The 19,130-nt window shown below is 50.5% G+C and carries 19 protein-coding genes; 9 read left to right on the top strand and 10 right to left on the bottom strand.

Annotated elements, in window-relative coordinates; all coding sequences use genetic code 11:
• Positions 1 to 33 precede the first annotated feature (33 nt).
• From C1A08_RS01055 to C1A08_RS01045, 3 genes are read left to right on the top strand one after another with little or no spacing between them, the layout of a single operon-like run.
• Positions 34 to 819, top strand: coding sequence for a gamma-glutamyl-gamma-aminobutyrate hydrolase family protein (locus tag C1A08_RS01055; RefSeq protein ID WP_153498015.1), 786 nt, complete (start codon positions 34 to 36; stop codon positions 817 to 819).
• A gap of 25 nt (positions 820 to 844) precedes the next feature.
• On the top strand, positions 845 to 2,326 hold the full coding sequence (locus C1A08_RS01050; protein WP_101570788.1) for an NAD(P)H-hydrate dehydratase: 1,482 nt from the start codon (positions 845 to 847) through the stop codon (positions 2,324 to 2,326).
• Positions 2,327 to 2,366: 40 nt separating this feature from the next.
• Positions 2,367 to 2,651, top strand: a complete 285-nt coding sequence (locus C1A08_RS01045; RefSeq protein WP_055203957.1) for a hypothetical protein — start codon at positions 2,367 to 2,369, stop codon at positions 2,649 to 2,651.
• A 68-nt stretch (positions 2,652 to 2,719) separates the two neighbouring features.
• Here the strand turns inward: C1A08_RS01045 and C1A08_RS01040 are convergent, their stop codons facing one another.
• The 10 genes from C1A08_RS01040 to C1A08_RS00990 form a co-directional block, all read right to left on the bottom strand.
• A complete protein-coding gene (locus C1A08_RS01040) occupies positions 2,720 to 3,478 on the bottom strand; it encodes a metal ABC transporter ATP-binding protein (protein WP_101570786.1) in 759 nt (252 codons plus the stop codon).
• Entirely contained in the window at positions 3,475 to 4,335 is an 861-nt protein-coding gene (locus C1A08_RS01035; RefSeq protein ID WP_257937025.1) for a metal ABC transporter solute-binding protein, Zn/Mn family, read from the bottom strand. The genes C1A08_RS01040 and C1A08_RS01035 overlap by 4 nt, the downstream gene beginning before the upstream one ends.
• A gap of 186 nt (positions 4,336 to 4,521) precedes the next feature.
• Positions 4,522 to 5,004, bottom strand: a complete 483-nt coding sequence (locus C1A08_RS01030; RefSeq protein ID WP_101570782.1) for a hypothetical protein — start codon at positions 5,002 to 5,004, stop codon at positions 4,522 to 4,524.
• Between the two features lie 174 nt (positions 5,005 to 5,178).
• On the bottom strand, positions 5,179 to 5,340 hold the full coding sequence (locus C1A08_RS13185) for a hypothetical protein (RefSeq protein ID WP_180951501.1): 162 nt from the start codon (positions 5,338 to 5,340) through the stop codon (positions 5,179 to 5,181).
• Positions 5,341 to 5,818: 478 nt separating this feature from the next.
• Positions 5,819 to 6,088 (bottom strand): hypothetical protein, encoded by a 270-nt coding sequence (locus tag C1A08_RS01020; protein ID WP_055203970.1) that lies wholly within the window; start codon positions 6,086 to 6,088, stop codon positions 5,819 to 5,821.
• A gap of 379 nt (positions 6,089 to 6,467) precedes the next feature.
• A complete protein-coding gene (locus C1A08_RS01015) occupies positions 6,468 to 7,022 on the bottom strand; it encodes a hypothetical protein (protein WP_145996488.1) in 555 nt (184 codons plus the stop codon).
• Positions 7,023 to 7,041: 19 nt separating this feature from the next.
• A complete protein-coding gene (locus C1A08_RS13020) occupies positions 7,042 to 8,673 on the bottom strand; it encodes a hypothetical protein (RefSeq protein WP_145996487.1) in 1,632 nt (543 codons plus the stop codon).
• A gap of 569 nt (positions 8,674 to 9,242) precedes the next feature.
• Complete coding sequence (locus C1A08_RS01000) at positions 9,243 to 9,731, bottom strand: helix-turn-helix domain-containing protein (protein WP_055203977.1); 489 nt, start codon at positions 9,729 to 9,731, stop codon at positions 9,243 to 9,245.
• A 643-nt stretch (positions 9,732 to 10,374) separates the two neighbouring features.
• Positions 10,375 to 10,761, bottom strand: a complete 387-nt coding sequence (locus C1A08_RS00995; protein WP_055203979.1) for an HIT family protein — start codon at positions 10,759 to 10,761, stop codon at positions 10,375 to 10,377.
• 22 nt (positions 10,762 to 10,783) lie between these two features.
• Complete coding sequence (locus C1A08_RS00990; RefSeq protein WP_055203981.1) at positions 10,784 to 12,523, bottom strand: phospho-sugar mutase; 1,740 nt, start codon at positions 12,521 to 12,523, stop codon at positions 10,784 to 10,786.
• A gap of 219 nt (positions 12,524 to 12,742) precedes the next feature.
• Here C1A08_RS00990 and dnaA point away from each other — a divergent pair, with 219 nt between their 5' ends.
• From dnaA to C1A08_RS00960, 6 genes are all read left to right on the top strand, one after another.
• Positions 12,743 to 14,158 carry a chromosomal replication initiator protein DnaA gene (gene dnaA, locus C1A08_RS00985; protein ID WP_101571590.1) on the top strand — a complete coding sequence of 472 codons (1,416 nt, stop codon included), beginning with the start codon at positions 12,743 to 12,745 and terminating at the stop codon, positions 14,156 to 14,158.
• Positions 14,159 to 14,306: 148 nt separating this feature from the next.
• Positions 14,307 to 14,768 (top strand): thioredoxin-dependent thiol peroxidase, encoded by a 462-nt coding sequence (gene bcp / locus C1A08_RS00980; protein WP_055204532.1) that lies wholly within the window; start codon positions 14,307 to 14,309, stop codon positions 14,766 to 14,768.
• Positions 14,769 to 14,808: 40 nt separating this feature from the next.
• Positions 14,809 to 15,825 carry a recombinase RecA gene (gene recA, locus C1A08_RS00975; protein WP_055203983.1) on the top strand — a complete coding sequence of 339 codons (1,017 nt, stop codon included), beginning with the start codon at positions 14,809 to 14,811 and terminating at the stop codon, positions 15,823 to 15,825.
• Positions 15,826 to 15,953: 128 nt separating this feature from the next.
• Positions 15,954 to 18,182, top strand: a complete 2,229-nt coding sequence (locus tag C1A08_RS00970) for a RelA/SpoT family protein (protein ID WP_101570771.1) — start codon at positions 15,954 to 15,956, stop codon at positions 18,180 to 18,182.
• Positions 18,183 to 18,184: 2 nt separating this feature from the next.
• On the top strand, positions 18,185 to 18,664 hold the full coding sequence (locus C1A08_RS00965) for a hypothetical protein (protein ID WP_101570769.1): 480 nt from the start codon (positions 18,185 to 18,187) through the stop codon (positions 18,662 to 18,664).
• An 11-nt stretch (positions 18,665 to 18,675) separates the two neighbouring features.
• Positions 18,676 to 19,125, top strand: a complete 450-nt coding sequence (locus C1A08_RS00960; protein ID WP_101570768.1) for a DUF2867 domain-containing protein — start codon at positions 18,676 to 18,678, stop codon at positions 19,123 to 19,125.
• Positions 19,126 to 19,130 lie beyond the last annotated feature (5 nt).

Here is a 19,130-nt window from a genome sequence, read left to right as displayed (position 1 = left end):
GCCGGCAGCCTTCGTATAAATCGAGGGATTATTATGAAACGATTTTTAGGATTGTTTATCGTCGGGTTCTGCTCGGTGCTCTGCGCCTGCGGCTCCCGGCCGGAATCGCGGGTTCCGGTGATCGGAATTTCCGATTTTTGCAACGGAGGCACGGTGACCGTGTCGCGCACCTATTTCGATGCGGTATTGCGGGCCGGGGGAGTCCCCGTGTTGATTCCGCTGATCGGGGACGAACAGAAGCTGGACGGACTGTTGCAGTCGATCGACGGACTGATTCTGACCGGCGGCGGCGATGTCGATCCCGCCTATTTCGGCGAGGAGCCGTCTCCGCATCTCGGGCATGTCAATGCGCCGCGCGATACGTTCGATTTCAGGCTGATCGAACTGGCCGCCCGACATAAGATCCCGGTGCTGGGCATTTGCCGCGGAATACAGATGATCAACGTGGCCTTCGGCGGAACGCTGTATCAGGATTTGCCGTCGGAATATGCCGATACTTCGGTGTGTCACATGCAGGCGGTGCCGGGGTACGTACCGACGCATACCGTGCGTGTCGAGAAAGGCTCGTTTGTTGCAGTGGCGACCGGTATGGATACGTTGCGGACGAACAGTTTCCACCATCAGGCCGTCAAACGGGTGGCCGATGGATTCCGTGTGGCCGCTACGGCGACGGACGGCGTGGTCGAGGCGATCGAGGACCCGGACAGGGGGGTCTTCGGTACGCAGTTCCATCCGGAGGATCATACGGTCGCCGGGGATACCGTGATGGTGAAATTTTTTGAATTTCTGGTTCGCGAAGCGGGCAAAAAAGCCCGTTGATCCGCGGGCGTTAAAAAATGATACGATGAAAATTCTGACAGGATCGCAGATACGCGAGGCCGACCAGTATACGATCGAACACGAACCGATCGAGAGTCTCGCGCTGATGGAACGGGCTTCGGAAGTGATCGCCCAGTGGATTTGCAACAACATTCCGCAGGAGCAGCCTTTGGCTTTTTTTATCGGAAAAGGAAACAACGGCGGAGACGGCCTGGCGGTTGCGCGCATGTTGCACAACGTGGGGTATTCCTGTTCCGTGTACGTTTTGTTCGATAAGCGGCAACTGTCGGTCGAGTGCCGCTACAACCTCGAACGGCTGCCGCACGGCGTGCGGGTGCAGGGCATGGATCGGGTGGAAGTTGCCGAGGATGCGGTGGCGATCGACGCTTTGCTCGGTACGGGCGTCCGCGGCGGGCTCTCGGAGCCTGTTCGCGGCGCGATCGCCCTTGTCAACGGGCTCGGCTGCCGGGTGATTTCGATCGACCTGCCTTCGGGAATGTTGTCCGAATACGGCAATGCGGGGCGCGAGATCGTGTATGCCGACGTTACGCTGACGCTGGAGTTCCCGAAGCTGGCGCTGTTGCTGTCCGAGGCGGGGGAGGCTGCCGGCGAAATCGTTATTCTGCCGATCGAACTGGACGAGAACTATAAACGACAGGCACGGTCGCCGTATTATTATGCGGACGGTCGGTACGTATCGGAACTGGTATTGCCCCGTAGCCGTTTTGCCCACAAAGGAACCTATGGGCACGCCTTGCTGGTTTGCGGCTCGCAGGGCATGATGGGGGCTGCCGTATTGGCGACAGGGGCCGCGCTGCGTTCCGGATGCGGGTTGGTGACGGCGCATGTTCCTGCCGAAGAACGGTTCGTTCTGCATACGTCTTGCCCGTCGGCGCTGGTCAGCGGCGATCCGATGTCCGTGTTCTCCCGGTTGCCGGACGATATGACGAAGTATGCCGCCGTAGGGATCGGCAGCGGGGTGGGGAGGCACGACTTGTCCGTGCGGGCTTTCGAGGCGTTGTTGTCGTGCGGGATGCCGATGGTGATCGATGCCGATGCGTTGAATATGTTGGCGGCCCGTCCCGAATTGGCCGGGTCGATGCCTCCGGGATGCGTACTGACTCCCCATTTGGGCGAATTGCGCCGCTTGGTCGGAACGTGGAACGACGATCAAGACCGAATCGAAAAGGTGAGGACGTTCGCGGCGCGCTACGGATGCTGTATGGTCGTGAAAGGAGCGCATACGATGGTCTGCTCTCCGGACGGACAGCTTTATTTCAATGCGACGGGGAATCCGGGAATGGCCAAAGGAGGCAGCGGCGACGTGCTGACCGGCTATATCGCGGGACTGCTGGCGCGGGGATACGATCCGCTGTCGGCGGCTTTGCTCGGCGTGTATGTCCACGGCGCGGCCGGCGATAAGGCTGCGGCCTATTACGGACAGGAGGGTATGAATGCCGCCGACCTGATCGATTTTTTGGGAGAGGCTTTGGCTGAGATTCAATAGTTTTTATTACCTTTGTACAATCATTAAAAAACAATAGGTTATGGCAAGTCTCAGAGGAATTAAAAACGATATCGATTACCTGGTGAGCGAGGTGATCTCGGATTGTTACATGGCTCTTTATTTCAACGATCAGAGCAAACGCGAGGGGATCGTCGCCGTCATCGAGGAGGCGGTCGATTTCCGTAACGAGATGATCCAGCGGGCCAATCATCCGGCCGATAAACAGAATAAAAGCCTGGTGAAGAAACATTACGCGCAGATGCGCCGGGATATGATGACCCGCATCGACGCCCTGTTCGGGAAATTGAGCGATATCTGTAAATAGCAGGAATTTCAGGCCGTTTTGCAGGCGGCCCGTATTTATCCTCCGTCCGGGTTGTCCGGACGGATTTTTTATGACCGCGCGTTCGGGTGTTTCGCCAGCACGGTGTGCGGAACGTCTCCGTGGGAGACGATCTGTATCGGGCAGTTGTAATTGTGCAGTTGTTCCGCCGTAATGATGTTCGAATCGTGTCTGTGCACGCGACGGTTGACGCAGACGATCGATCTGACGTAACTTGAGATCGTTCCCAGGTCGTGGGAAACCATTACGATCGCCATTTTTTCGTTGAAACGCTTCAGTAGCAAGTACAACTCTTTTTCGAACTGGTTGTCGACGAAATTGGTCGGTTCGTCGAGAATCAGCAGTTCCGGGTCGGAGATCAGGGCGCGGCACAGCAACGTGCGCTGTATCTGTCCGCCGGACAGAGCCCCGATCGGTTTCCGGGCGATCTCTTCGATCCGACAGGTGTGCAGCAGTTCGTCGGCTTTTTGCCGATCCTCGGCAGTGTACCGGCCGAACAGTCGCTTCCTGGCCTGTAAACCAGACAGAACCACCTCCCGTACGGAGATCGGGAACGATTTGTCGATCTCGGATATCTGGGGCAGGTATCCGATCCGCCGGCATCCCCGGTTTTCGATCTCCGGGGCGTAAATGACCTCGCCGGAGTAGGGAACCGCCTTCAGGATAGCTTTTACCAACGTGGTTTTACCGCCTCCGTTCGGGCCGATCACTCCGATGAAATCGTCGTTCCGGATATCCAGGTCGACGTCGGTCAGTACCGGAACCTTGTCGTAGCTGACCGACACGTGATGCAGGGATACCAGTTTCATGGGTTCGCTATTAATTGAGCGATATGCAGTATATTGTCGGTGACGTTTCCGTCCAGCGGGTCGATCGCTACCGCTTCGAATCCCAGTTCGGCGGCGATCGCATCGACCGTATTTTTGCTGAACTGCCGTTGGAAGAATACCTTCCCGATTCCGGAATTGCGGCCGGTTTCGATCAGGTTGCGGAGGTGTGCCGCCGAAGGCTCTTTCCCTTCGTTTTCGAGTGGAATTTGCGTCAGTCCGTAATCGTGCGCCAGGTAGGTCAGCGCCGGATGGAAGATCATAAAGGCGGTTTGCCGTCCGGCGAAAGTCTCTTGCAATGCGCGGTCCAGTGAATCCAATTGCCGGTCGAAACGTTCGTAACCGGCTTTGTATTCGACCGAGTCGGGATATAGTTCCGACAGTTGACCGTAGACGTTCTCTGCCATGATCTTCAGGCATTTCGGAGAGAGCCAGATATGGGGATCGGTTCCGTGTCCGTGATCGTGCGCTTCGTGCCCGCAGGTTCCTGCCAGCAACGGGACGTTTTCGGAGGTATTGATAACCCGGACGCTCGGCATATTCTCGCGGATGGCGTTTTCCAGGTTGCGTTCGAAATCGATCAGGCCGATATCGATGTATGCCAATGAATTGGCTACCTGCTTCATCTGCTCGGGCGTCGGCTCGTAGGTTTCGGGACTCGATCCGGGAGGAACCAGCACCCGGATGTCGAAATCGTTTCCGGCGATCTGTTCGGTAACGTAGCGCAGCGGTTCGATGCTGACTGTGATCCCTTTTTGCGGAGCGTTGTCGGGGGCAGTACAGGAATACATGCAGGCTGTTGCGCAAATGATTGATATGTAATGTTTTAATTGTTTCATTCGATGCGGTTTAGTGAAAGAGAGTTTATTGTCATAACCTCTGCATATGTCGTGCAAAAATAGGGAATTTATCGGTATGCGCCCAATGAAAACGGGTCGGAATCGCACAATTCCTGCGCCGAAAATCTGTCGTTTTCTGATAAGGAACAGAACTGCCGAAAGGTTTTTGTTTCCGGGCGTTCCGTTTCAGGGCAGAAACCGGTTGTGGATTTCGTGAAAAAAGAGTTCCTGTTCCCGCTTATTCGTACTGCCCAGATTTACCTGTATCAGCTTGATTGTCGGGCCGTAGCCATTTTCGGCCGAATTGACCGGGTCGTTCCGGTCGAGTAGGTACAGTATGTTTCCGGCCAGCGTTTTCGCCCATAGCCAGGCTTCTTCGTTTATTTCGAAAGCTTCCAGTCGATCTTCCAGCCGGATCGGTTTTGCCTGCTCGATCGTCTTTAGGAACGACCGCGGTTTATAGATAATTTTCAGTTGGTCCGTCCGGTCGATTGCAACTATTTTACGGCGTTCGTTCGTATTGAAGCAGTAATGGTCGAACCAGATTCTGATATCTTTGCTTCGGGATACCATCAAAAACGAGATCGGCCGATGGTCATATATGGAGTCGTTGTCGTTCCTGATATCTTCGTATCTACCGACGCCTTCCGTGACCGAATCGATCGGCAATGAGTTGCATATTAAGTATAGGTCGGATTTTGTCTGAGCCGGTCCCGTTTGCCATGCAATTACGTTGACAAACAGTATAAGAAGTAATTTTTTCATAGAGGGAAGTTTACTATAAAAATAATAAAAACAGCCGGAATGACGATGCATTTCGGCTGTTTTTATTTTGTTTTTCAATTATTCGGGTTGGATAACGGTTCCCTGTTTGGGTTCGTTGGTATCCAGCAGCATAACCTGTATCAGCTTGATCGTCGATCCGTCGCCTTCTTCGACGCAGTTGATCGGGTCGTTCCAATCGAGCATGTAGAGCACTTTTCCTTTCAGGTTATTTGCCCACATCCATGCTTCTTTGTTGTTTCTGAACGATTTCAGTTTTTCTTCCAGGTGGATCGGTTTCGCCCGTTCGATGGTACTGAGAAACGTCCTCGGTTTATAGATGATTTTTAACTGGTCATGCCATTTAGTTTCTCTGATTTTACGGAGTTCGGATAAGTTTAAATTAGAGTGTAGAAACCAGATACTGATGTCTTTACTATCGGAATTCATTAGGAACATGACGGCTCGGTAATTATAGAGAGGGTTGTTATCATCACTGGGATCTTCGAACCTTCCGATGCCTTCGGTTATATGATCTCTTGATAATGAACTGCAAGTCAGATATGTATCCGAACCTGATTGAGCCGATCCCGTTTGCCATGCAATTACACTGACAAACAGTATAAGAAGTAATTTTTTCATGGTGAGAGTATTTACTATAAAAATAATAAAAACAGCCGGAATGACGATGCATTTCGGCTGTTTCTATTTTGTTTTTCAATTATTCGGGTTGGATAACGGTTCCCTGTTTGGGTTCGTTGGTATTCAGCAGCATAACCTGTATCAGCTTGATCGTCGACCCGTCGCCTTCTTCTACGCAGTTGATCGGGTCGTTCCAATCGAGCATGTAGAGCACTTTTCCTTTCAGGTTATTTGCCCACATCCATGCTTCTTTGTTGTTTCTGAACGATTTCAGTTTTTCTTCCAGGTGGATCGGTTTCGCCCGTTCGATGGTACTGAGAAACGTCCTCGGTTTATAGATGATCTTCAATTGGTCGTACCATTTGGGCTCTCTGATTTTACGCAGTTCGGTTAGATTAAAATTGACGTGTATAAAATCAATATTAATGTCTTTACTGTCAGAATGCATTAAGAACATAACGGCCCGATAATTATAGGTAGGATCGTCGTCGTCACTGGGGTCTTCGAATCTTCCGATCCCTTCGGTTATATGATCTTTCGATAATGAGCTGCAGGTCAGGTATATATCGGAACCTGATTGAGCCGATCCCGTTTGCCATGCAAGTGCATTGACAAGTAGTATAAAAAGTAATTTTTTCATATTGATTGTTCCGTAAATGCAATATACTGATAATAATTAAAAAACAGAGCCGGTTGAAACCGGCTCTGAAGAAGAAAAACGTGATTTTTTAGTCCGGAAATACCAATTCCTCTCTGGGCTCATTGGTTGCTACCATTCTGACTTCGATTAATCGGATGGTTGTCCCATCTCCTTCTTCCCCCCAGTTCATCGGATCGCTTCCGTCGAACAGATAGATTGTCTTTTCTCTTAGTCCGTCTGCCCATGCCCAAGCCTCTTTTGCTGTTTTGAAGGTCTCTTTTATTCGATCTATATAGATCGGATTCGCTTTTAATATAGTGTTGTTATAGAATGATTTAGGCTTAATTAAGATTTGCATTTGGTAATCGTCTTTTTGAATGGGTCTTTCTTTCTTTAATTTGTCGAGGTTGAAACTATAATGAGTAAACCATATCGTATATCCTACGTTTTTAGATTCAAATAAAAAGGTAATAGGCGGATGATTATATACGGGATCGTTATCATATTTAATATCACCTCTCCACATTCCTTCCGAAATCTCGTTTTTAGAAGAGTTGCAGATGAGATATATGTCGGATCTTGTTTGGGCTGTAGTGAGTTGAGAAATCAGTATACAGAATAGTAAAGAAAATAACTTTGCCATAGTATTGTGTTTTTAGATTTTATTTTGCCTTCCCTTCGAAAATTATTCCTTTTCTACGAAATAAACCTTCAATGTAAGCTCTTTGTGATCGAGGTAATGATTCAAAAACAGGACTTGCTTCAGTTCCCACGTATCTTATAGCATCCTTGATTTGGGTGTCCGTATATTTGGGTAACAGAGCTTTTAGCCATCTGATTGTTCGAGGGTCCCCCACCATCTGTTGGTGATGCAGATCATTGTATTGATCTTTTTTAGATGGGTCGTACCCCCGTTCTTTCCAATATATCATATGCATGATTTCATGGAAAACCAGCAATAATTTGCCATCGGAAGAAGCTGCTTTGAAGGTAGCTTTGTGGATGCGGCATCTGTATTGAACTATCTTGCCGTTTAAGTCTGTTTGGGGGCCGATCATTCCGGCCAGTTTCAAATTATCAGGAATTGCGATGTCCAGTATTTGTTTTTCCAAATAACTGATGATCGTATCCGAGTAAGTATCGATAGCTTTGGCTACGCTATTTAATACATTGGTAAATACGACATTGTCAGGAAGCGTAGTTCCGCCGCCGCCCCCGGGACTCCCTGTCGTGCCTCCTCCGGAGCCGTATCCGCATATGCCGATGCAAAATTCTCCGTAAGTGCAGTTCGGGTTTGGGCAAACAAAGTCTTTGCCGTATTCTCCAGCCAAAGGTCTCTCTTCGATATTGCTCGCGTTACAAACGCATGGATGTTTCCCGCAGTATCTACAACATATGCAACGCTCTGTTGGAAAGTTGCAAACCGAACACCAGGTGGTGGGTTGCTCGACCTCGAAACCGCAATTATTGGGGCAATATATTCCATAGTAGAATTGTCCACATAAGGCGCAGTAATTTCCTTGGGTTTCGTCTTCTTCTGCATCGCTACTGCGAGTCATTATGGACGGAATAGGTGAGGATATATACAATCTGTCAATGATTCGCGCCGTATCGGTGGTGTAATCGTTTGCGGTACATTGTCGAATGTTCACAGCTTGCCGTGTCCCGTTACGATGGAGAAATGATACAATATACCGGCCTTCCACGTCCGAAATGATTACATAACCCGAATAATCGCGGTCTCTCATAAACCGATAGGGGGTTTTCATGTCTTTCCGTTTGTTGTAGCAGGACGAATCCGGAATAAAGGTAGCGATAAAATAGCGTTTATTTCCGGTTTCGATGTTTTTTTGCAGAATCAATTTCATCGTTACGGTCGAGCCGTCGACGCTTCCGGCATGTCCGTCGGCTTTTCGCGGCGACCAGGCTTTCAGCGGAGTGCCTCCGACGCGCAGCGGAACTTCGAGGGTAACGACTTTGCCGTTTTCGTAGGTTTGCCGCAGGTCATTCCATAGAGGCGTCATTAGGGCGGCCTGTTCCACCTCGTTGAGTATCCCTTTGGTCGACTGTCCGTGACCGTGTCCGCAGTCTCCGTGTTCGTGTCGGCAGCCTATATGCACCATGCGCAGGTCTTCGGCCGTTTGTTCGAAATAGGCGCGGGCTTCCTGCGCCGGAAAATGTTCGGATGCCTTTTCTCCGACATCCCCTCCATAATCGCACGGATCGTTCGTGCAACAATGGAAAAATAAGACGACGGCCGTAGTACCAGCCAGCCGCCATAGTCGGTTCTTCATAAATTAAGTTTTGGTTCGTAAATAAATTTTAGGGTAGTTTTTTTCCCGTTTCCAGGAAGGGAAGCGCGTAACTTCCCGATGCGATAGTTGATTTTTTACAAAGTTTCCACCTCCTTTTATTGATAAATTATTGTATATTATATGTTTGGATTATAAATATAAAAAGCAGGGGATCTATTTAGGTTCCTTATAAGTGTCTTTTTTATTCTTCGATGACGTAATCCTTAAGCATTATTTAACATAATATATATTATAATCAAAAATATTTCCGAATCGTAAGAGCGCCGCAAACGATCGAATCATGTATGAATTATGCAAATCGATTCAGAGATAACTGTCCGTATTTTCAGGCGAACCGCGATCGGTCGGCGAATCGTGAGATCGGCCGCCGACTCTTGTTATTATTAATGGGAGATCTTTTTTAGCATAAAATAAAGATGTCCGGAATATCGGGATGTAATCAATGAAATACCGAGCAAGAATCGTTTTCTCCGAACGCAATCCGGTCTATAAGGGAATCGTAGAAAGGTTTATCAGGGGTTACATTATGTTAAATGATTTTCTGTTTTTTACCGGGGCTTGTAAGAGATGCAGGTGCCGTTCTTCAGGAAGATTACGATGCGCTCGATGTCCGGCTCCGAGAACTCGGTTTTCGATATCTGTTTTTTTGTATCTATGGATGGATGGTTGGTTGGTACTTCCGGGGAAGTCGCACCGGGAGTTCCCGGAATCTTTCGTTCCGGTTGGCCGACCGAAGATTCCGTTGCCGGGATATTCGCCGTTTCAAAAAGATTCGCGGACAGCCGGAATTCCTGCGACGGATTCGGATTCGGCGAAGACGAAACATCCGGACGGTATGCGGAACCTTTCCCCAGTAGAAACCATTCCGGATTTACTTTCGGGAAACGTAACAGCATTTTTTCGATAAACTCGAAACTGGGTTTATTGCGTCCGCTGATGATGTGCGATATGGTCGCCGGTTGCACTCCCAGAATTTCAGCCAGACGGGAAGCCGATAGCTTCTCCATTTCCATAAATTTCAGCAATCTTTCCCGCATATTCGGATTTTTTACAAAGTTAAACAGTTTTACAAAAATAAACAAACCGTATTTCACGAATGTAAATACATATGTAAAAAAGGATAAGTTACATGTGTGAAATATTGGAAACGGAAGAAGACCTCGAAAAGGAAGGTCTTTTATTTAATATAAATTGATTATTTATTTTATATAATATATAATACTGATTTTCAATGACTATAATCTTTAATTGTCGTTGTAATAAGCCTTTTGTATGACGGTTAAATCATGTTTCGATTGATTATATCATTATTAAGTTTATGTAATAAGATTTACAGTACTGATTTTTATGTATTTGTATATATAATATAAATATTTTTACATGAATTTATCGTGTTTGATATTTGATCTTTATTTCATATTTTACAGATGTATTTATAGTTGACAAAATCGAGTTGCATCGGGGGTTTGGTTACATTTGTGATTAAACGCCCGGTATTTACAAGTGTTAATTTTACAAAAGTGGAAATACCAGGGCGGTTTTATCCTATTTTTTTACAAGAATAATCCCTACCCTGCCGGGACTTCGATTGGATTCTTATATGGAGAGATTTCCTGTTTAATTATGTTAAATAAAAAACGGAACCTCTTCAGGCTCCGTTTTTTGAATTTAAGTGTTTTATTATAAGCTGATTGTCTTTGCTATTCGTTGGAATTCCTCCGGGGTGAGTTGGAGTTTTTCCCGATGAAAATCGACGTCTTTTTCGCTGTTAATCGGTATCAGGTGGATATGGGCATGCGGAACTTCGAGCCCGAGAACGACGACGGCGACTTTTTTACAAGCTATATTAGCCTGTATTTTACGCGCGATCCGTTTGGCGAAAACCATCATGTCCGCCAGCGTCCGGTCGTCCAAGTCGAAAATATTGTCGGTCTCCTCTTTCGGGATGACCAGCGTGTGACCCTTTGCAAGCGGATTGATATCCAGAAATGCAAAATATCTGTCGTCCTCGGCTACCTTGTAGCACGGGATCTCCCCTTTTACGATACGTGTGAATACGGAAGCCATTTTTTACGGTTTTTGGTTCGGTTTAAATCAGTTTCATCTCCTGTTTGATCGATTCGATCTTACGTTCCATCGTTTGGCGCGTTTCTTCGAATTTATCTTCGCAGCACAATTCTCCCCGGACGCCGAAATAGAATTTGATTTTCGGCTCGGTGCCCGACGGACGGATCGATACGATGGTCGAATCCGCTGTGATGAACTGCAATACGTTCGATTTTTCCATATCGATGGGCGTTTTGCGGCCGCTCTTTACGTCGAGCGATTCTCCGGTCAGATAATCCTTCACGGTGATTACGGGCGATCCTCCGAGGCTTTGCGGCGGATTGTTCCGGTACTGGGTCATCATTCGGGCGATTTCCTCCTGTCCCTCTTTGCCCTGGCGGACGATCGAGACGAGCGCTTCGTCGAAGAAGCCGTATTTTACGTAGATTTCCTTCAGTAGGTCATACAGCGTCATTCCTTGGCTCTTGGCCCAGGCTGCGGCCTCTGCGGCCAGCGAACAGGCGCTGACGGCGTCCTTGTCGCGGACGAAATCTTCGGCGAGAAATCCGAAGCTCTCTTCTCCGCCGCAGACGTACTGCATTTTCCCTTCGAGGTTGCGGATGACCGTGGCGATATACTTGAAGCCGGTCAGGCATTCGAAATGTTTCACGCCGAACGATTCGGCGATTCGGGCGACCAGTTCCGTCGTAACGATCGTTTTGACGATGTACTCCCGGCCGTGAAGTTTTCCCAGTTCGCTCCACCTTCTTACGATATAATATACGAGCAGGGCGCATGTCTGGTTGCCGTTCAGCAAGATGTACGATCCGTCGCGGTCGCGCAGGGCCATCCCGATGCGGTCGGCGTCGGGGTCGGTGGCCAGGACGATCTCCGCCTGTTGCCGGGCGGCCAGGTCGATCGCCATTTTCATGGTCGCGCGTTCTTCCGGGTTCGGGGACGCTACGGTCGGAAAGTTGCCGTCCGGGATATTCTGTTCTTTTACCGTGACGACGTTCGTAAAGCCGAATTTGCGGAGCGATTCGGGGACGAGGATGACTCCGGTTCCGTGTATCGGCGTGTAGACGATTTTCAGGTCGTGATGGGCGGCGATGGCTTCGGGCGACAGCGACAGCGAATGAACGGCGTCGAGGTAGATCGCGTCGAAGGTTTCGTCGAGAATGACGATGTTGTCTTTGTGTCCGTTGGTGAGCACCTGATCCGGAGACGTGATCTTTTGCACCTCCGCGATGATGTTTTTGTCGTGCGGAGCCACTACCTGAGCGCCGTCGTTCCAGTACGCTTTGTAGCCGTTATACTCTTTCGGGTTGTGCGAGGCGGTGATGACCACGCCGCTGTCGCATTCCAGCTTGCGGATGGCGAAGCTCAGCTCGGGCGTCGGACGGAGCGAGTCGAACAGGTAAACCTTGAATCCGTTCGCTGCGAAGATGTCGGCGACGCGTTCCGAAAACAGCCGGCTGTTGTTGCGGCTGTCGTGCCCGATAGCGACCTTGATCTGCTTACCCGGAAAGGCTTTTTTCAGGTAGTTCGCAAGGCCTTGCGTAGCCATGCCGACCGTGTAGACGTTCATCCGGTTGGTGCCTACCCCCATGATGCCGCGCAGGCCGCCCGTGCCGAATTCGAGGTCTTTGTAGAAGCTCTCGGTCAGCTCGCCCAAGTTGTTATCCATAAGATATTTGACTTGCTTTTTCGTGTCTTCGTCGTAGTTTCCGGAGAGCCATTTTTCGGCTCTCTCCTTAACGATTAAATCCAAATTTCCACTCATAATCTTATTTGTTTTATTTATACGAATGCTTGTTTCGGTTGAAAAAAGTTATAAACAAAGATACGGATATTTTTTTGAATATTCTATATCAAACGGTTAAGTTTTGACTCTGCGGGAACCCTTATTTTTCTATATAAATATTTGCACAACAAACAATAGAGAAGAAAATTTTTTTTAATGAATTTATTTACAATTTTGTCTTCCGAAACAGACAGGATGATGATAGTTAATAACCAGACATACGGTGATGTGTGGCAAAGTTGTTTGACCCGTATCCGCGAGCATACCTCCGACGAGGAGTTCGCCAAATGGTTCAAGCCGATCGTGCCGCTTGATTTTGACGGGGTGACCTTGAAACTGAAGGTGCCTAATGAAAGTTATGTGTACCATATCGAAAAACACTTTATTCCGCTTTTGCGTCCGATCATTCACCAGATGTTTGGCTTGAAGACCAAGCTGCGTTATGCCGTGCCGCGTACCGAACAGAGCGCTCCTACCGTAGTGACGGATGCCGACATGACGGCCATCAATACGTTCGTCACGCAGTCCGATACGACAAATATAAAGAATCCTTTCGTTATTCCGGGGATTCGCCGGATCGTAATCGACCCGCAGTTGAATCCGAACTATACGTTCGATACGTTCGTGGAGGGCGAATGCAACCGACTTTGCCGTTCGGCCGGGCTGTCGCTGGCCGTGAATCCGGGCAATACGCCTTTCAATCCCTTATATATTTACGGAGATTCGGGGTTGGGAAAAACGCATATCGCGCAGGCGATCGGCATGGAAATCAAGCAGCGCAAGCCGCAGATGCAGGTGTTGTACGTGTCGATGAACAAATTCCAGGCGCAGTTCCAGAACGCCGCGCTGAAGGGGGAACTGAACGACTTCATTCATTTCTATCAGATGCTCGACGTCCTGATTATCGACGATATTCAGGAACTGGCCGGGAAGGATAAGACGCAGAACGCTTTTTTCAATATTTTCAACCACTTGCACCTGTCGAACAAGCAGTTGATCCTGACTTCCGATAAACCGCCCGTCGAGCTGAAAGATATCGAACAGCGGCTGATCACCCGCTTCAAATGGGGGCTTTCCACGCAACTGTTGCAGCCCGATTACGAAACCAAGGTGAAGATCATTCGTAACAAGGCCGTGAAGTTGAATGCGGAGGTGCCGCAGGAGGTGGTCAAGTTCTTGGCCGAGAATATCAACGCCAATGTCCGGGAGATCGAAGGGGCGCTTTCGTCGCTCGTGGCCAATGCCTCGTTCCTGGGCAAGAAGATTTCGATCACGCTGGCCCGCGAAATTCTGAAAGTATACGTGCAGTTCAATCAGCGGGAAATCACGATCGAGCATATCCGCAAGGTCGTTTGCGAATACATGGGACTCAGTGCGGAGGTGTTTAATTCTCCGAAACGGACGCGCGAGATCGCGCAAGCGCGCCAGATAGCGATGTACCTGAGCAAGCAGCACACGAAGGCTCCGCTGACGACCATCGGCGCGGCGATCGGCGGCAAGAACCATGCGACGGTGTTGCACGCCTGCAAGGCGATTTCGAATCTGATGGAGACGGACAAGGTGTTCTGCCACCAGGTGGAGGAGATCGAGAAGAAGGTGCTTGCGCGGTCGTAGCGCTTTTCGGAAAAAGGTGCGCTCCGTAGCGGGCGACGCGGTGAAAAGTTTTTCTGGCGTTATATTTGACCGGAAAAACTTTTTGACTTTCCCGGAAATGTGTATCTTTACGAACAATAGGCACCGGAATTTTTAAATGCGAAAGAAAATGGCAAAACTGAAAACGGGAGATCCCGCTCCGGCTTTCGAAGCGGTCGATCAGGACGGCAATATGAAAACGCTGGCCGATTACCGCGGCCGCAAGTTGATCCTTTATTTTTATCCGAAGGACAATACGCCGGGTTGTACGGCCGAAGCGTGCAGCCTGCGCGACGGACGGGATACGCTGCGGCGAATGGGCTTCGAAGTGGTCGGCGTGAGTCCCGACAGCGAAAAGTCGCACCAGGGCTTTATCGCAAAGCAGGGGTTGAATTTTACGCTGTTGGCCGATACGGACAAAAAAATCGCGGAAGCCTACGGCGTGTGGGGCGAGAAGAAGTTTATGGGAAGGACGTTCATGGGGATTCTGCGGACGACGTTCGTGATCGACGAACAGGGCGTGATCGAGAAGATTTTCGATAAAGTGCGGACGAAGGATCACTTCGAACAGATCGTCGAAGCTTACCAGTAAAACCGGAAAAATTTGAAACAAGACTACTAAACGAAAAAATATGGCAGAAAAGGAGAAGCCTCAGGTGAATCCTGAGAAGCTCAAGGTATTGAGCGCCGTGATGGATAAGATCGAGAAGGATTTCGGGAAAGGCGCCATCATGAAAATGAGCGACCGGGCGGTCGACAAAGTCCCGGTCATCCCGTCCGGGTCGGTAACGATCGACCATGCGCTCGGGATCGGCGGGTATCCGAAAGGACGTATTATCGAGATTTTCGGCCCCGAATCGTCGGGTAAAACCACGCTGGCTATCCACGCGATCGCCGAGGCCCAGAAAGCGGGCGGAATCGCCGCATTTATCGACGCGGAACATGCTTTCGACAGCACGTATGCGCAGAAGCTCGGCGTGGATATCGACGACCTGCTGATTTCGCAGCCCGACAACGGGGAGCAGGCGCTGGAGATCGCCGACCACCTGATCCGTTCGAGCGCCATCGATATCGTGGTGATCGACTCGGTCGCCGCGCTGACGCCGAAGGCCGAAATCGAAGGCGAGATGGGCGAATCGAAAATGGGGTTGCAGGCGCGACTGATGTCGCAGGCTTTGCGTAAACTGACGGCCAATATCAGCAAGACGGGAACCGTTTGTATTTTCATCAACCAACTTCGCGATAAGATCGGCGTGGTTTACGGGAATCCGGAGACTACGACGGGCGGTAATGCGCTGAAATTTTACGCCAGCGTCCGGGTCGATATCCGCAAGGCTTCGGTGATCAAAGACGGAGAAGAACAGATGGGCGCGCGGGCGCGTGTCAAGATCGTGAAAAACAAACTGGCTCCCCCGTTCCGCAAAGCGGAATTCGATATCATGTACGGCGAAGGAATTTCGAAGATCGGCGAGATCATCGACCTGGGAGTGGATCAGGGAATTATCAAGAAGAGCGGCTCGTGGTTTTCTTACGGCGACAGGAAGATCGGACAAGGGCGCGATGCCGTCAAGGAGGCGTTCAAGGCCGATCCTGAGTTTGCGGCCGAGGTGGAGGCCAAAGTGCGCGAAGCGCTTGCCGCCGCCGGTTAGCGGGCGCGGGTGCGGTACGGCCGGCGGGAGACACAGCCTGATTCCGTCCGGGGCGTACCCGAAAACATGTTTTGTCTTGTCCTCGGCGGGCAAGGGATTGATGTCGGCGTATGTAAAACGGGAGATTGATGGGTTATTCGCAGGAAGATGAACGCATGATTGGCGAGCAGTTTGACAAACTGATGCGGAGTTGTGCCAAAATCTGTAAAAATGAATATGACAGGGATCTGATCAAACGGGCCTTTTTCTTGGCGAAGGAGGCTCACGAGGGAGTGCGCCGCCGTTCCGGGGAGCCTTACATCGTGCACCCGCTGGCGGTGGCCCGGATCGTCGTGGATGAAATCGGCCTCGGCGTCAAGTCGGTGATCGCGGCCTTGTTGCACGATGTCGTCGAGGATACCGACTATACGGTGGAGGATATCGAAAGCCGTTTCGGACCCAAAATCGCGCTGATGGTGGACGGACTGACCAAAATGTCGGGCGTTTTCAAAACCAGCGCTTCGGAGCAGGCGGAAAATTTCCGCAAAATGCTGCTGACGCTTTCCGACGACGTCCGGGTGATCCTGATCAAGATCGCCGACCGGCTGCACAACATGCGTACGCTGGAATCGATGCCTCCGCATAAGCAGATGAAAATCACCAGCGAAACGATCTATCTGTTCGCTCCGTTGGCTTACCGCCTGGGGTTGTTCGCGATCAAAAGCGAACTGGAGGATCTGTCGTTGAAATACCGTTTCCCGGAAGATTACCGGCAGATCGAAGCCAAGATCCAGGAAACCGAAGCCGACCGGTCGAAATTTATCGAAAAATTCAGTCAGCCGATTATCGAGAAGCTCAAGGGCAACGATATCGACTTCGAAATATCGGGGCGCGTCAAGTCGATCTATTCGATCTGGGCCAAAATGCAGCGCAAGCATATCGCTTTCGAAGAGATCTATGATCTCTTCGCGATTCGCATCGTGTTCCGGCCTTCGCCGCTGATTCCCGAAAAGTCGCAGTGCTGGCACATCTACTCGTTGGTAACCGATATTTACAAGCCGAAACCGGATCGGATCCGCGACTGGGTGAACATTCCGAAAGCGAACGGTTACGAGGCCCTGCACTCCACGGTGATGGGTCCCGACGGCGTGTGGGTCGAGGTGCAGATTCGTTCGCAGCGGATGGAAGAGATTGCCGAGCGGGGATTCGCCGCGCATTGGAAGTACAAATCGGGCGAGTTGTCGAAGGAGGAAGGCGAATTCGACCGTTGGATGAAGCAGGTGCGCGAAGCGCTGAACAGCCCGACGGACAATGCCGTCGAATTCCTCGACAATTTCAAACTGAGCCTTTATACCTACGAGATCGTCGTGTTTACGCCGAAAGGCGATTCGCGGACATTGCCTCAGGGCGCTACGGCGCTCGATTTCGCTTATGAGATTCATACGAAGATCGGCAACAGCGCGATGGGCGCCAAGATCAACCGGAAGATCGAATCGATTTTCGCACCGATCAGCAGCGGCGACCAGATCGAGATCATCACGTCGAAAAATGTGAAGCCGAAGGCCGAATGGCTCGATCATGTGATTACGACCAAGGCCAAGCAGTCGATCATGGTTTTCCTGAAAAAGGAGAATCTCAATAACATCGCTAACGGGATCGTGCTGTTCGAAGGAAAGCTCAAGGAGTTCGGCATCGTGCCGAGCGCCCGCGTGTTCCGGAAAGTGCTGCCTGCTTACGACTGCGCTACGAAGGACGAGTTTTACAGCAAGTTGGGGGCCGGCATCCTGAAACTGGACGGGATCGAAAAGATCCTGCGCGACAATCCTGCCAATAAGATTTTGAAATTCTGGACGTTGCAGATACCGAATCCATTCAAGTTCCTCGGAGGCGACGATAAGAAAAAAGGGAAAAAGGTAATTGACGGCGCATCGCCGGAGGATGCGGACGATCCGGAGTTCGAGATCGCCCCGTGTTGCAATCCGATTCCGGGCGACGAAGTTGTCGGTTACAGCAATCCCGATACGCACAAGATCGACGTTCACAAGAAAAACTGCAACGAACTGATTAAACTGGCTGCCCAGCACGGCAATCGTCTGACGCCGGTCACCTGGTCGAGCCACAAGGCGATGTCCTACCTGTCGATCCTCGAGTTGCGCGGAATCGATCGGATCGGGATCCTGATGGAACTGTCGCAGGTGATTACCGGCGAGCTGAACACGAACATCCGGGAGTTGCATATCCAGAGCCACGACGGTATCTTCGAAGGGCGGATCAGCCTCTATGTGAAAAATATCAAGGATCTGAAGATGATTATCGACAAGGTGATCCGGATCAAGGGGGTCGAGCAGGTAAACCGGGTGGAAAATAAAATCGAATAGCTATGGATCTGAAAGAGTTGCTTCCGGTACTTCTGATTACTGTCTTCGCAATAATTTCCGCTGCGAAAAAGAAAAAACAACCGGTTTCCGAAAGCGAGGAGCAGGCGGATACCGCTCCGTCCGATTCTCCGTGGGACGACCTGATGCGCGAACTTAAAAAAGGGGGCGGAGCCGATACGGAATCTGCGGCCGATTCGCGTCCGGTGCAGCGGACTGTTCCGGATGCGGACGCGCTGCCGACGGAGATGCTGTCTTACGACGACGAGGCGATCGAAGCGTTCGAGAACCGTACGGTCTTTTCGTACGACGACATGGTCGGAGATAACGCGCCGGAGCCGATGTCTACCGCGGATCAGGGGAATTCCCCTACTCCGCAGCTTGCTACGGAGCCGGAACCGGCTTCTTCCGAAAGGGCGTTTCCGGGCGGTTTCGATCCGAAAATGGCCGTGCTGTATTCCGAAATTCTCAAACCGCGTTTTTAAATTTTTTCAGCATGTATTCCGATGCGGATTCCGCCGAACCGATCCGGGCCGATTATTCGGACTCTTACAGTCTCGACGTAAACTCCGATGCGGAATTGCGTCCCGGGAAACTGTTGGAATCCGTTTTCTCCGATACTCCGCGCTGGGTGAACGGGCTGATGAAAATCCGTAATGCGCTCGTTGCGCCTTTCGGTTTGAAGACGGGAGAATCCCGTGTTTTCCGGAAAGCGATCGTCGAAGAATCGGAGCGGGAAGCGGTACTGTCCAATGACGATAAACATTTGATCTTTACGGTCTCGCTCAGCGTGCTCCCCCGTCCCGACGGGGTGCGGCGAATCAGTATTTCCACGGCGGTGCAATACCATAACCGGCTCGGCCGGATCTATTTCGCACTGATCCGGCCGTTTCATCGGATCATCATCCGCCGTATGCTGCGCCGGATCGCTTCATCGGTCGGCTGACGGCA

This window comes from Alistipes sp. cv1 (assembly GCF_900240235.1).
GTDB lineage: Bacteria > Bacteroidota > Bacteroidia > Bacteroidales > Rikenellaceae > Alistipes_A > Alistipes_A hominis.
The sequence above is the reverse complement of the archived record's forward strand: the minus strand, read 5'-3'. Positions and strand labels throughout refer to the sequence as shown.